General features: G+C 45.4%; 12 protein-coding genes. 5 read left to right on the top strand and 7 right to left on the bottom strand.

Annotation, left to right across the window (positions count from 1 at the left end):
- Window positions 1-275: 275 nt before the first annotated feature.
- Window positions 276-1,448, bottom strand: coding sequence for a serine/threonine protein kinase (locus AC5JL3_RS12840; RefSeq protein ID WP_496074864.1), 1,173 nt, complete (start codon window positions 1,446-1,448; stop codon window positions 276-278).
- A 439-nt stretch (window positions 1,449-1,887) separates the two neighbouring features.
- Between AC5JL3_RS12840 and AC5JL3_RS12845 the strand changes: the two genes are divergently transcribed.
- A complete protein-coding gene (locus AC5JL3_RS12845; protein WP_496074865.1) occupies window positions 1,888-2,607 on the top strand; it encodes a DUF4079 domain-containing protein in 720 nt (239 codons plus the stop codon).
- Window positions 2,608-2,860: 253 nt separating this feature from the next.
- Window positions 2,861-3,658: a hypothetical protein gene (locus AC5JL3_RS12850; protein WP_496074866.1), complete on the top strand. Its 798-nt coding sequence runs from the start codon at window positions 2,861-2,863 to the stop codon at window positions 3,656-3,658.
- A gap of 53 nt (window positions 3,659-3,711) precedes the next feature.
- On the opposite strand, the gene AC5JL3_RS12855 is transcribed toward AC5JL3_RS12850, so the two are convergent.
- From AC5JL3_RS12855 to AC5JL3_RS12880, 6 genes are all read right to left on the bottom strand, one after another.
- Window positions 3,712-4,377, bottom strand: a complete 666-nt coding sequence (locus tag AC5JL3_RS12855) for an HAD-IA family hydrolase (RefSeq protein ID WP_496074867.1) — start codon at window positions 4,375-4,377, stop codon at window positions 3,712-3,714.
- Window positions 4,378-4,392: 15 nt separating this feature from the next.
- Window positions 4,393-5,589: an NAD(P)/FAD-dependent oxidoreductase gene (locus tag AC5JL3_RS12860; protein WP_496074868.1), complete on the bottom strand. Its 1,197-nt coding sequence runs from the start codon at window positions 5,587-5,589 to the stop codon at window positions 4,393-4,395.
- Window positions 5,590-5,743: 154 nt separating this feature from the next.
- Complete coding sequence (locus tag AC5JL3_RS12865) at window positions 5,744-6,133, bottom strand: hypothetical protein (RefSeq protein WP_496074869.1); 390 nt, start codon at window positions 6,131-6,133, stop codon at window positions 5,744-5,746.
- 248 nt (window positions 6,134-6,381) lie between these two features.
- Window positions 6,382-8,379, bottom strand: coding sequence for a caspase, EACC1-associated type (locus tag AC5JL3_RS12870; RefSeq protein ID WP_496074870.1), 1,998 nt, complete (start codon window positions 8,377-8,379; stop codon window positions 6,382-6,384).
- A gap of 9 nt (window positions 8,380-8,388) precedes the next feature.
- The gene (locus tag AC5JL3_RS12875) at window positions 8,389-8,769 is read right to left on the bottom strand and encodes a hypothetical protein (protein WP_496074871.1); all 381 of its coding nucleotides are present in this window, start codon (window positions 8,767-8,769) and stop codon (window positions 8,389-8,391) included.
- A 263-nt stretch (window positions 8,770-9,032) separates the two neighbouring features.
- On the bottom strand, window positions 9,033-10,475 hold the full coding sequence (locus tag AC5JL3_RS12880; protein ID WP_496074872.1) for a phospholipase D-like domain-containing protein: 1,443 nt from the start codon (window positions 10,473-10,475) through the stop codon (window positions 9,033-9,035).
- Between the two features lie 592 nt (window positions 10,476-11,067).
- Here AC5JL3_RS12880 and AC5JL3_RS12885 point away from each other — a divergent pair.
- The 3 genes from AC5JL3_RS12885 (at window position 11,068) to AC5JL3_RS12895 (ending at window position 13,699) form a co-directional block, all read left to right on the top strand.
- The gene (locus AC5JL3_RS12885; protein WP_496074873.1) at window positions 11,068-11,475 is read left to right on the top strand and encodes a DUF7682 family zinc-binding protein; all 408 of its coding nucleotides are present in this window, start codon (window positions 11,068-11,070) and stop codon (window positions 11,473-11,475) included.
- A 298-nt stretch (window positions 11,476-11,773) separates the two neighbouring features.
- Window positions 11,774-12,937: a cysteine desulfurase family protein gene (locus tag AC5JL3_RS12890; protein ID WP_496074874.1), complete on the top strand. Its 1,164-nt coding sequence runs from the start codon at window positions 11,774-11,776 to the stop codon at window positions 12,935-12,937.
- Between the two features lie 30 nt (window positions 12,938-12,967).
- A complete protein-coding gene (locus AC5JL3_RS12895) occupies window positions 12,968-13,699 on the top strand; it encodes a DUF1995 family protein (protein ID WP_496074875.1) in 732 nt (243 codons plus the stop codon).
- The last annotated feature ends 100 nt before the right edge of the window (window positions 13,700-13,799 follow it).

A 13,799-nucleotide genomic window follows, 5' to 3' on the forward strand; every position in this document is an offset into this window, starting at 1 on the left:
TAAATAACTAATTAATCCATCGGTTGTTTTCCTCTGACTTATTCAGCAAGCCCTACATAGCAGTTTTCAGTTGGATGAGGTATAGCAGTCGCCAAGGCGATTAGGCTCTCGCTCTCATACTGAAACCAAGACCCGTCAATCTTTTCGCTTCTGCCTTCTGCCTTTTGTCCTCTGCCTTTTGCTATACATCTCAGGGATGTGAAATCTAGAGAGGGCAAGGAGAACAAAAAAGCTGATAGCTGATAGCTGACTGCTAACGGCTATAGAACCGTTTTCTACTTTTTAATCGGCCACCACTGCTGATTGGATAATACAGGAAATCGTTCACTCAGCAGAGAAGCTAAATCTCCATACACTTGAGTTCCTGCGAGTCCCAGAGACAAAACAATACTACCGATAAGGATTGAACTTTTAAATTTGGCAACTTTGGTTAACACTCGTTTGACACCAGTGCTTGAACCACGATGTTGACGTAGGAAAGCTTCTAGTCTCAGACTAACGAGCGAGTCAGTAAACTCAGGTTGCTGTTTTGGTACATGAGGAGGTTGCCAGGTGTGGTCAATTGCTGCGATACGCTGCAAAATAACCTGAGCATTGTGAGGTCGATTGCTGGGTAAGGGAGCCATCAAGTCATCAATCAAATCCGTTACTGATTTTGAGACTTGTGGCGCACGGTGTTGCCAAAGTAACTCACCTGTACGTGGATCTTCGGGAAAGTCATTGGGCGATTTGTCTGTAAGCAGATAGACAAAGGTACGCCCCAAGGCAAAGAAATCAGATTGTGGTACGGCTTTGCCATTAGCTTGCTCAAGTGGTGTGTAGCCTGGAGAGGTAACGCTAATGACATCACGCTCACTACTCACTCTTACCAACGAGGTGTGGCTAACTTCCCTGGCGCTGCCAAAATCGATTAACACTAATTGCCCGTTACGTGTGAGCATGATGTTGGATGGCTTGATGTCGCGATGGCAATACAGTTGCTGGTGAACTTGATGCAAAATTTCTACCAGTTGTTTTAGCCAGCTTAGGGCTTGTGCTTGAGAAAGGGCTTGATTTTGCTGATGTTGCCACTCTTCCAAGTTGATGCCTTCAATTTTTTCCATCACCAGGCAGTGGAGGGGCTGGTGCCTATCTTTTGGGAAGAAGGTAAAGTAACCATCCGGCTCAACTTTGGGAATACCGGGATGAAGCAGTTGACTCAACACCCGTGCCTCTTGCTGCAACAAGGCTAAGGCTTTTGGGTCATTAAGTAGCAGAACTTTTAAAACTTTTGCTGTTCCTCGATCATCTACCTCATAGGTTTTACCAAAGCGTCCTTCGCCAAGCAGTTGCTTCACGCGATAACGCCCTTGCAGCAATAGTTGGGAGCCACAATGACGGCAGACTAAATTGTGAGCATTTTGTGGATCTGCTGGCTTCGGGCATTTAGGACTTATGCAATAGCTCATAGGACGCTACAAAATTTGCGTACTTCCCCTTCTATGATTTGCGTTCACACTCTGTAAGCATAACGGTAGATCTACAAAGGCGATCGCTTATGGGGATCATCTCTCAATCGCCCTCCCAAAATCGTGTCTTGGTATTTATGATAGGCGATCGCTTCTAGCTCCCTTAGGTTACTTTAAATCCTTTAATTTAGTGCTTCTTCATAGAAATTGGTATCAGAACTACCAAGCTTCTATCTAGTAGAATCATACTTAGGATAGAGGTATAGATAATTTTATATGGACTCTAGTACGATTTGAGCCTTCTCAAGACCGAAAGGCTATTCAGTAACATCACCTTCAGCAATGTTCATCTCAATACATACTCAGGATTTGGTGATACTCCTGGTACTTACATCGCTTGAGCTAAACTAACACCCGCTTCTACATAGAACGTTTAAATATGAACACGAGCGATCTGATTAGCTTAATTCATCCTGCACTCGCAGTAGTGATTGTATTTCCTTTAATCGGCATGGTGGTTAACTTTGCATGGCAGACTCGCCAGCGACGCTTGCAAACAGCCGTTGGGGGCAAAAGTAAAATTCCACCAATCGTTGGACGTGAACACGTTAACTTAGGGAACTGGCTAACTGGTTCAGTTGTAGGAGTGGCATTAATTGGACTTGCTTACGCGATTGTTGAGCATATATTGTCTAAAAATGTCTGGGGTACAAATCCTTCCCAAGTTATCTTCATCGCATTGATGTTTGCCGTGACTATTGCTTCCTTGGTATTTCTTTATCGTGCAAGGGAGCGGCACTGGCGGGCAATTTTTGCCACCCTAACGGGTACAGGCTTAGTCGTTCTCGGTTGTCAAGATGGCGTTTTTCGGCGCACGAATGAGTGGTATTGGTCACACTACTATATTGGGATAGCTGCTGCCCTGCTGATGGTGTTTTCACTAGCGATTGTTGAAGATATCTACAAAGATCGCTCCAATCGCTGGCGCTACGTCCATATCATTTTAAATTGCTTAGCCTTGCTTCTATTCATTGGACAAGGCATGACTGGCACAAGAGACTTACTAGAAATTCCTCTTAGTTGGCAGAAACCCTACATTTATCAATGTGATTTTGCCAATAAGACTTGTCCGCAACCCCCTCCCCAACAACAAGGCTAAGTAGAAGCATTGGACTAACAGCGTTTCAGAAGTAAAGGTTATCTGGTGACAGATTCATAAACTTTGTCACTAGTGCAGCATGGTGGAAATAACTATGCAGTTGAAAAAGGTTAAAAAGCTTACTTTACAAGTTTTCTTTCCTTCTGCCTCCTGCACTAGTAACCTTATTAAAGTAGCAATAGTAAACGCTCAGTTAGAAATTTAGAATTACTAAAATAAGAATTATGGCTTGCCAAAATTAAGGGATTAACTTATGTCCTCTATAAAAACCTGGAGTCAAGAACAGGTTACTATTGATTTTCATCAAGATATTTACGAAAACATACGAAATCAATATCAAGATGTCAATGATTTTTCAAAAGACCTAAAAAGATTGATAGCTATCCTCATTAAGAATAAAGAGCTATACAATATCAACCCTTATAGTGATGGAGTCAAAAAAGGTATTCATATTTTGGGTAAGGATGAGTTTGAACTAGGGATATTTCCTAATCCTGAACTAGCAATAAAATGCTCCCAAGGTAAACTTTTTACAGAAAATCTGAGAAAACAGTTTTATCGAACTGTTGAACTTGCTGAGGATTTTGAAACTAAATTAACGGATCAGCAAAGAAAATTACTTCAAATTTGTCCAGTTTATTTTCATGTTCAAGACGCTAAGCCCAATTCTTTCTTCAAACAGCTTTTGTTTATGAGGAGAGTTAGTCAAGGCATAAACTTAGGACAGACTAATACTGGGTTTGATACTGAGTTTCGCCAAGCTTTTGATATACCAAGCTTAGAAGAAATTCGGCATAAACACCAATTCAATTTACATCGGAAGGTAGATAAAGATAAGAAGCGTCAATTATTAAAGATTCAAACGACCTATTTATTTCGACGATTACTCGATAAAGGTATCAAAATTTGTAGCCTCAACCAGAAAAATGTATTAGTTGACAAGATACTGGACACGGGTCAGACAAGATATGTAATCATTGACTCTACAGAAGACTTATTCCCACCTCTATCACCGATGTACAATATCTTGACTCATCAACTGTGCAAATAAGCCAAAGGTTTTCATTGATAACCTGATAGCTGACCGCTGAATGCTGATTGCTTTTACAATTCTCCTGGTATCTGACTTGTTCGCTCTATTAAGATTGCTCTTAACCCAGCCGCTCTAGCACCTTCATAGTCTTGTCTAAAGCTGTCACCAATGTGCCATGCATCTTTAGCATCGCAATAATGTTTTTCTAAGGCAGCAGTAAAGATTTGGGGGTCAGGCTTTGCCACACCAATTTGTGTAGAAATGGTGATAGAGGTAAAAAACTCCCTCAGTTTTAGTGCATCTAAGACATGGTTGAGGCGGGAATCAAAATTAGACACAATCCCTAACTGAATGCCAATCCGTCGCCACTGTTCTAATGCTGGCAGAACATCGGGGTAGATAAACCAAGGTTCAGCCGTCGCAAAATGCTGGTAGAGTTCATCAAAAAACTCTGTGAAGTTGGTAAATTGTTCAAAAGCGCCAACTTGATAGAATGTGCGCTCAGCAACCATCTGCCACCACTGGAACTCACAATAGGGAATCTCTTCTGACGTTGCTCCTGGAAAAACTGCTGGCTCAAAGGCAGCGAACGCTTGGAGAAAGGCATCGTTCAAAGCTTCAGCCTGAACTTGTACGCCAAACTCAGCCGCGATCGCACTATACACCTCACCCACACTCCCCCGGACACCAAATAGTGTACCGACGGCATCAAGAAAAATTACTTTCGGTTGTTGCATTGTCAGACTTTCACCCTAGCCTCCAGCTAGCAAATCTAGCACAGGTCGGGCTATCCAGTTGAAGCCAACTTTCAGCTTGTGATCTAAGGTGGGCATCCGATAGAGATACGCAAGACGGCGAGTTAGGTGAGCTAAAGGGCCATCTAGCTTGATTCCTGCACCCGTAAACGTGGCATTATCTGTACCCAAAGTCATCATCTCCCCTAGGTGCTGATAGCGGAAGGGAAGCAGAGGACGCCCAGTAAGTGAAGCCCAGATATTCCAAGCCGTATAATCAGCTTGCTGGAATGCTGCTTGCGCTGTACTAGGAACTTGCTGACCTTCGGCATCAAGGGAATCGGCTAAGTCACCTAGAGCAAAGATTTCCGGATGGTCAACAACTTGTAGTGTTGGTGTCGTTGTTAGCTGACCGCGATTATTTTGCTTGAGAGGAAGCGATCGCACAACTGGCGCAACTCTTGTCCCGACTGTCCACAACACTAAGTCAACCGGAATGGTATCTACTTGTCCTTTGTACAACAGGGAAATCGTATCAGGCCCAATCGACTCAACTGCGGTTTCCAGATCGATCCAAACCTTCCGGTCATCTAACGCTTTATGAGCTGCATCCCGATTAAAGTCTGGTGATGTTCTGAGAATCAAATCACTCAGTTCAACTAACCGCAACCGTCCTCGCTCTCCTAAGCGTTCTGCCAGCTTACAAGCCAACTCAACACCGCAGTAACCCCCCCCAACAATCGCAACTCGGATTTTATCAGCGTCCGACTCCTCCAAAATCCGCAACCGTTCTTCTAAGCGATAGGCATCAGCAACGGTGCGGAACGGGATAGCATATTCAGCCGCGCCTGGTGCCATATCCAGAGGTGTCTCGCCACCCAGCGCTAATACCAAGCGTTCATAAGAGAATTCTGGCCCATCTTGTAGATGTACCCGCCGCTCATCTACGTCAATGCCTGCCACAGCCGCTTGAGTGAAGCGTACACCTGTGTTTGCTAATATTTCTTCAAAAGGTGGGGCAATTTCCCAGGTTTGCAGTTCGCCTGTCAGCAGTTCATACAGGAGTGGCGAAAACACAAATCGGTCATTCTGGTCAACCAGGATAATCTCTGGTCGTTGCGATTTTTCCCAAGGTAGCTGGCTCAAGCGCAGGGCAGTATATAGCCCCCCAAAGCCTCCACCAAGAATACAGACGCGAGTGGGTTGTTCAGTCATCGTTCAATGCGCTCATCTTCCGAGCAGGGCAATTTCCTTCATTGTAAGAAGTCTTTCCTTAAGCCAGTGAATTACTAGCTCCTAATTATCTAAGCTTGATTCTTAGCTTGTGTTCGTACCCTTGCCCGAACTTCCTCTGAAATCTGGCGAGAACTCACGAACTTAAAGGCTCCATCAACCCACGCTTGACAGCTTCGCTTAAGGCTGTGGCTTTTCGCAGTAAACCCTCTTGATAAATCTGCATCAGGGTTTGCAACTCCTTGCATTCTGTCTCAGTCAGAATGCCTGACTGTTGCCTGTCTAGCAAGTCACTTAAACGAGCATCTTGCTCTGGTTCCATTTGCAATTGTGTCAGCGCTATGACTTGCTCGTCACTGAGGGTTGAGATGGGTTCAAGGGCTGCTGCTTCTGGGCTGATGGCTGGGATGGAAAGTTGGATGGTTTCAGCTAGAACACTGGCTATGTCGCGGTTTGCCAGCCGTGCAAAACGCTCTACTCGTTGATAAACCTCATCGGGCAAGGTAATAGTGATTTGGGTACTCATAACTCTCCCGAAGTCTCCTTGTGTAGCGCATCTGAAACGAGATCGCTTACTCGTTTCATTTTATGGCAAAGGGCAAAAGGCAGAGGGCAGAAGGTTTATTATTGGTACCCGATCGCTTACTCGTCTCATTTTAATTGCCTCCCTAAAGGAGCGGATCGCTTTTCTCGCTCAAAAAAACTGTTCGCGCTGCGCGCGAAACAAGGGCAAAGAAAACAGAGCAAAGGGCAAAAGGGGAAAAGTGTAAAGGGCTAGAAAGTCCTCGGCTCACCACACACAACACGAAAACCGTTGAGGTCGTTGCGAATCTCCGCATTGACGCTGAGGCGAGAAGCAGAACGGCAATACCAAGGATCGTTGAGCCACGAGCCGCCCCGCAGTATCATTCTATTTTCATTAGCATTCTCATCTACCCAAGCACTTCCATCAGTAGGCGCTCCGTTGTAATTTTCATGCCAGGTATCTTGACACCACTCCCACACATTCCCGTGCATATCATGCAACCCAAAGGCATTAGCTGGAAATCTTCCTACACGGGTTGTTTGCTGATGATACTGACCTGTGGAACCAGAGCCATAAGTATAATTTCCGTTGTAATTGGCTAAATCTGTCGTAATGGTCTCGCCAAAGTGAAACGGGGTAGTCTTTCCAGCACGGCAGGCATATTCCCACTCTGCCTCGCTAGGTAGCCGATACTCTCGCCCTGTTGCTTTTGACAATCGCCTACAAAACTCGACGGCATCATTCCAGGACACTTGCTCTACTGGGCGCTTTGCGCCTTTAAAGCCGGATGGGTCAGATTTCAGGTCGATGTTGACCTTGGGTAAGCTTGCGACGGCTTGCCACTGCGCCTGAGTGACTGGAAATTTACCCATGAAAAAGGGTTGAATAGTAACGGTGTGCTGTGGACTTTCACTATCACTGCGTTCTGGCTCACTCTCTGGAGAACCCATTAGGAATGTGCCACCTGGAATGGCTACCAGTTCTAGCGTTATCCCATTACCTAGGTCTTCAGCAAAGAATTCTGCCCGTTTGCGACTGCGGTTGATGTCACAGGTTCCCTTCTCACCAAACCATCGTGGCTTCTTCACGATGGAGACAGTCGCTACCTCAAATTCAAATGGCTCAGTTTTAATCTTTGCCTGCTTGAGGCGTAGCTCATATTCTGCCTGTTTGGGAGCGATGACTCGTGCTTCGATTTCAGCAATATCCTCATGCAGCAACGCTAGATGTTGTTGATAGTCTCTCAGGTCAGCTTGAGCGGATTCACTAAAGGGATACTCTATCTGCACCGCCTCTATGAGTGCTTGCTCATACTCTTTTAGCTTGCGTTGATACTCTCGAAACGGTTGCAATACCTGAATTTCAATCACTAGGGCTTCTTCGGCAGAAATACCCCATTCATCCCGTTTAGAGTTCAGCAGTTTACGTGCAAAGACAGAAAGTTGACCCTGACCTTGCTTAGCACGACTTTCTAGCTCTTTACGATACTTCAGCTTTGGGTCATCCTTGGGCGACTTTGCCAGCAGAATTTTATGACCTTCCTGCACTGGATAAAATTCTGGTGTCATTGCTGGAGCCGCTTCTCTCACCTTGCTGTTAGCATACTCATGCAGCTCATCAACAGAAATCCAGCCATCATTGTCAAGATCTGCTGCACCTTTTTCGATGCCTTCAACCAGATACCGAGTATAAATAGAGAGTTCCGAGCCTTCTTGCTCAAAAGAGTACTGGGTAGACGTAGAAGAAGTCAGGATTGCTCGTCCCTTACCGCCTAGCTGTTCTTGGACATTCACCGTACCATCATCCTTCACACTCATCCCTTTAGCGATCGCGCCGCTAAAGCAACAGTCCAAAATCACTACCTGTCTCTGAGATTTGCTCTCATTAATACTTTCATGTAATGTACTGGCAGCAACTGCTGATGGCTTAAAGAGTTTCCCATTGTTTTTGTAAGTAGTACGGCTTGACAGGTAAAGCTTACCGCTTTCATCTTTCACCCCATGACCAGAAAAGTAAAACAGCAGTAAATCATCCTTCTGGCGATTGTCGAACAGCTTGTAGATAGCATCTTCTATCGCCTGCCGTTGAGGATTTTTTAGCACTGTGATATTTTCCTCGGCAAAGCCGCCCATTTCTGGGTGTACCAAGACTCGCTGCATCGCCTCAACATCTTTGACAGCACCCGGTAATGGGTTTAAGCCAGGTTCGTACTCGCTGACACCAATCAGCAATGCTACTTTTGTCATTTCGACTGCCTATGGCTTGAGAAATTCCTGGGCTTTCTGATAGGCAAAGTCAAACTCGGCTTGACTACTAGCTTTAATGCTGAGTTCTCTACCATCAGGTGCTTTGAGAGACATTTCAATGGGTTGACCACCTAAGCGATCGCTCAAAAACCCAAACAAAGCCTTAATATTAGCAGGATTCACCTCAGCCGTTAGTATCCCTAGCAAAAATCCTCCTAAGGCTTTTGATCCTTGAGGGGCTTCTTCAATCGGTACTTTAGCTGCCTGTGTAACTCCATCTACCTCTCTAATCTGCGGTAGCAAATTCTCCACTGCTGCGTCCAATTCCTCGTCATTCAAACTTGGATCGGATAGGGAAATCGTGACCTGAATATCAGATGTACTTGCCATGTGACTCTACCAACCGTCCTTAGAGTGTTTCTTACTCTATTCTGGTGAGTTTTAGGAATATGGGGAAGAGGTTAACGCCTACAGTACCATCTACAGTACCACAGGATAAGGGCGCACAGCCGTGCGCCCCTAGGAACGAAAAGAGTGAAAATGGCTATAACTAGAAAATTGTGCGATCGCCTTCCTAACTGCCTTAGCGTTATGCGATCGCTAACTCGCTTATCTAACTTCTCCAGTTATTTTGATTGAAGTTTTAATCTAATTCAATTATCTGAAAAAATAGATTCTGATTCTGTTGAAGTAATGGGTTGCTTTGGACTAGGCGAACTATCGCTTCCACATTGATGAGACTGAGGCAGACTGTCCAAACCTACTACTGCTGTTCCATAGAGGCGATTGAATTCCCGCTCATAGTGTGCCGCAACCGTTGGGTTATCGATCGCAATCAATGTTTCATCATTCAAGTAGTTTCCAGAATTAGACCAGTTAAGACTACCAGTAATCACTAATCTCCCATCCAAGATCGCCATCTTACTATGTACGCCGCGATCGCCTACAGGCGCTATAGGGAATCCAACTGTGGTGATGGGATTTTGCCAGGGTTTGACTTGAATTTTGCTCTTTCTTTTACCTGGCTTAGGACAAACTCCCATTGCATCATAAGCTTTGGAGTAAACCCGTCTATAAAAATCAGGGTCTATTAAAACTTTGATATCTTCCACCCCTTTATCATGTACCTCGCCTAAGGTGTTGCTAATCGTCTGGTCAGAATACACAAACACCGCGATATGCACACTTGATGAGGCTTGCTGTATGTAGAAGGCAATCATTCCATTACTGGTCGTCTGAATGTCTTGTTTTCTTCTCGCAGGTGAGAAGTTAATTGTTATAGTTCCCTCTCCGACAGGAATAGTTACAGGAGGTCTATAGGGCTTATGGATTTTGAATAATCCCTGCCACATATAGTTGAACTCTGACTTAAATGCTTTAGCCAGTTCAGTGTTATCCAAAACAACAACCATATTGTTAGGATTACCCCGACTTTCAAGACTGTTAAAGTCTCCATGCAGGTCAGAGGTAGTTAAGTTTGCACTAGTTATGATGGTGTTTTTTCCATCTACAACGATGAACTTGTGGTGCATTAGTCCACTACCTTTGGTAGCACCACCAGATGTATCATCCCTTATCTCGATACCACTTTCACGCAATAAAGCCATAGCATCACTCGGATATCGCTTCAACTCCTCGAAAGCTGATTTATCATGCTGATTCATTTTTGCAATTACTTCTGGAGTGTAGTCAGCTAAGGCTTTGTTGTACTTATTGTCAATCAGCAGTCTGACTTTGACCCCAGCTAAATGTTGAGCGATTAGTGCTTTAGCCACATTAGGCAGTCTAAACTCCATAACTGCCAGATCTAAGGTAGAGTCTGCCTGGTTAATCGCATCAATAATTTGTTGCTCCAAATTATCTCCCTTGCGCTTGAAGCGTCGATAAGGGTCTTCATAAAGGGAGGATTGATTGTGATTGAAATAAACTTTTACAGCAGGGTCTTGGGGCAGAGGTTGAACTTCGGTTTCTAGCGCCGGTCTAAGGCTGTAGACCAGTAGGAACCCACAGATTATCAATATGACGAACAGGGTTACTCTTGTTACATACCGATACTTGCGACGCAAGGCAGTAAGAGAATTCGTTCCCAATTTCATGCTTGTGTTGTAGTGATGCGATGAGCGTGAGTTTCACCAATCAGCAAACCAATTGATGTTGTCTATCAGTCTTCCCTTTGATAGATGTAAGAGCTATGTAGATATTGCGGAACTTAATCAGGGGAGTCTGATGACCCTAAGTAATTACACGGCAAAGTAATCGAGACATTCAGCTAGTGCAGTGTGGCCAAAATAACTATCCAGTTGAAAAAGGTTAAAAAGCTTACCTTACAAGCAATATTCATAAAAGCCTCCTGCCTTCTTGCACTAGGTTGGTTATTGTCAGCAGTTTGTGACCTAAAACCAGCTTGCAGACAACATCTAGCAGATGGAGAAGACTAAGATTGCTCAAGATCTACCTAAGTCAGGGAAAGTAAAGGCACAGTTATTTCTGATGAAACAATCCAACTGCTGTATGAGATTATTAATTGCCCAATTCTAGAGAACAATTCTCAATGCAGCGCTCTTGAATTAACATGAATTGCAAGCGGACTTGTGTTCGCACCTTGTTCAACTGCCTTAGTTACGGGAATTGATTGCAGGGTAGCAATGGATTGTGAGGTTGTGGGGCGACAACCCATCTTACTGTTTTATGTCGAGAAGAAAGAAGATATTTTCGTGTGGTCATAAAGGGTACGGTCAAGTCTGCCATCGGTGCGCGAATGAGGCAGAACGCGATCGCATCCTTCAACATGATCGAGTGCGGGAAGAAAAACGACAGCAAAAACAGGAATGGGATTCTACCTTTGCCCAAGACCCAATCAATTTAAAAAATCTTCCGACTCATGTAGTAGTCAAAGCCCGTGTAATCATTGCTGGCTTACAAAGCAATAAAAATTATCGAGAATATGGCGGTAAGCGACTCCGCCACAACCGCTGGATTATCAGTATTCCCGTTACCCGCAACTACCGGATGATCTGCCACGACTGCGGTAATCTTTTGCTACCCTACGCCGTCTTATCCCATGAAGACTACAACGTCGATAAACCGGGCGGTTAGCCCTCAAAAAAGAAGCGGGTCACTATTTGTAGCAGAAAGCCGTCAGCTTGTCGCGTATCAGCTTTTTTATTTTCCTTGCTCTCTCTCGCTTGTTTCACACACCTTCCGCTGTACCTCATCTCTCCAGGAAACCGTTAAATATAGAGCATCATTGAAAGCCTAAACAGTTTTGGGATAATTGCGATGCTCGATCCTAGGTAGGATGTAACAGTGAAGCAAAACTAAGGACGGACTATGCCAGGGCGAAGAGATTATATCCTGAGAATAGGAACAGCTAGTTGCTGATGCTTGATCACTCATGCAAATTTATCTAGATTACAGCGCGACAACACCACCGCGCCAAGAAGTCATTACTGCTATGCAAGATGTTCTCACGGCATCGTGGGGTAATCCGTCCAGCTTGCATGAGTGGGGACAGCGGGCAGCAACACTGGTGGAACGCTCAAGAATGCAGGTTGCTAGCCTAATCAACGCACTGGCTGAGTCAATTATCTTTACCTCTGGCGGTACGGAGGCGGATAATTTGGCAATTTTGGGTGTTGCCCAACACTACAGGACACCTCAACATATTGTGATTTCTAGTGTTGAGCATTCAGCGATCGCTGAGCCAGTACGCTTATTGGAACAGTGGGGCTGGGACGTGACACGGTTACCTGTCAACCTCCACGGACGGGTTAATCCTATTGATTTAGAAAACGCACTACGACCAAACACGGTTTTAGTGTCGGTGATTTATGGTCAAAGTGAAGTAGGTACGCTGCAACCGATTCACACTCTCGGTCAGATTGCGCGTACTCATGGTGTCCTCTTTCACACAGATGCTGTGCAGGTTGCAGGACGCTTACCGATTGATGTCCAGCAGCTACCTGTAGATTTGCTCTCGATTTCCAGCCATAAGATTTATGGACCCCAAGGTGCAGGTGCGCTTTATGTCCGTCCGGATGTCGAGTTGGTACCGATGATGTTGGGGGGAGGGCAAGAATTACGACTGCGTTCTGGCACACAAGCAGTACCAGCGATCGCAGGTTTTGGTGTAGCGGCAGAACTCGCGGCGGCAGAACTCGCAGCAGAGACACCACGTTTAATTGGGCTACGAGATCGATTATTTGAGCAATTAGCGGATACGCGGAATTTGATACCCACAGGCGATCGCTTGCACCGTTTGCCTCATCATGCCAGCTTCTCAGTCGTTGGTGGTGGTCAAAACGTTACAGGGAAAACTCTTGTGCGTCAACTAAACCTCGCGGGTATTGGCATCAGTGCTGGTTCTGCCTGTCACAGTGGCAAACTCAGTCCTAGCCCGATTCTGCTGGCGATGGGCTACAGTGACGCAATTGCCCTTGGGGGCATTCGCCTAACTCTAGGACGTGAAACCACAACTGCTGATGTAGACTGGACGGCGATGGTAATCAAGCAGGTTTTAGAACGCCTAATGCCTCTACAATTAGTTGCGAGTCGTTAGTGCTTTCCTCCTCCACCTCATTTGTAAAAAATGGCTCAATTCCCAAACTCTTTAGAAGAAGCGATCGCTCAATCTCGCGAAGCAACCCTTGCTGCCCTTGAAGCAGGCTGCACCCGGCTATCTGTCAATTTGCAGTTTACTGAACTCAAGCAGATGCCAGTTGCCCTACAATTTCTCCCTGTCTTTGAGCAGTTGGGCATTCAGCCAAAAATCCTCTTTGCCGACACGGGTGCGGCTGCCCTTGCCCGTCGTGACTGGACAGACATCTCGTTTCAAATTGACGACGTTGGCACCTCTCGCACACCTGTAGAAAAAAAGATTTTGCCAGAAGACGAGGCGTTTTTACTGGTTGCCCCTTCAGCCGTGGAAGTTGCCCAAGTCGAGAAAATGGCTAACCTGGCAGGCGATCGCCCTTTTATTCTGCTCAATCCCCAACTCGAAGATGTTTCTATCATTGGCATTGGCTACGCCGCACGTCAACTGCGCGATCGATTCTTAGGCACGATTGAGTCCTGCTATTACCTCCGACCTCTTCAGGGTGCCGCTGTTTTGCGTTCTTACCCCTCGTTGTGGCAAGTCTGGCTGGAGACTAATGACGAATATCAGCTCATTGCCGAAGTGCCTCAAAGACCAGCAGGAGAAGAACTTGACCGAATCCTTGCCGAAGCTACCAGCACTGGCACTACGGATGAAGCTGTAGCGCCCAAAAAACCAGGATTCCTTACGAATCTCCAGCGTTTCTTAAATGCCCTAAGCCGATAAATAAAAGGGATAGGCTAGAGTACGGACAATTGAGTCATAAAAAGCACTGTTCCACAGTCATCGGATGACTCTGTTTGAAGAAACTATGCTGCTTTAGGCT

The organism is Symplocastrum torsivum (assembly GCF_059505465.1).